The organism is Acidovorax sp. KPB24-07, from assembly GCF_057543315.1.
The window spans coordinates 1-578 of record NZ_BAAJYS010000943.1 but is presented as its reverse complement, the minus strand read 5'-3'; the positions used below and the strand labels follow the sequence as shown (position 1 = coordinate 578).

General features: G+C 71.3%; 1 protein-coding gene. It reads left to right on the top strand.

The window, feature by feature from the left end; translation table 11 throughout:
• Nucleotides 1-114: 114 nt before the first annotated feature.
• Nucleotides 115-578, top strand: a 464-nt coding sequence (locus AC27IQ_RS26805; protein ID WP_487091513.1) for an ABC transporter permease, incomplete at its 3' end; no start/stop codon positions are given.

Sequence of the window (578 nt, the reverse complement as noted above, 5' to 3'; positions counted from 1 at the left end):
GGTCGCCACGCACGACCGGCGCGCGGCGCAGGCGCTGGCGGGCCGGCCGGGCGCCCAGCACCTGGATCTGAATGAAATCGGCCTGCAGGGCAATCAACCCTAGGGCATATCGCTATGAAAAATATAGCAAATGTCCTGGGTCTTTCGTGGCGCTACCTGTGGTCGCGCCCGCTGCCGGCCGCGCTCAACCTGCTGCTGCTCGCGCTCGGCCTCGCCGCGGTCACGCTGGTGCTGCTGGTCAGCCGCCAGATCGACCAGGCGTTCGAACGCGACGTGCAGGGCATCGACCTGGTGGTGGGCGCCAAGGGCAGCCCGCTGCAGCTGATCCTGGCGGGCGTGTTCCACATCGACGTGCCGCCCGGCAACATCGCCCTGGCCGACTTCGAGGCGCTGGCCCGCCAGCCGCTGGTGGCCGAGGCCATTCCGCTGAGCCTGGGCGACAGCTTCTCGGGCTACCGCATCGTGGGCACCACGCCCCAGTACCCCGCGCACTACGGCGCCGCGCTGGCCCAGGGCCGCCTGTGGCAGCAGCCCATGGAGGCCGTGCTGGGCGCCGCGGTGGCGCGCGCCATGGCCAG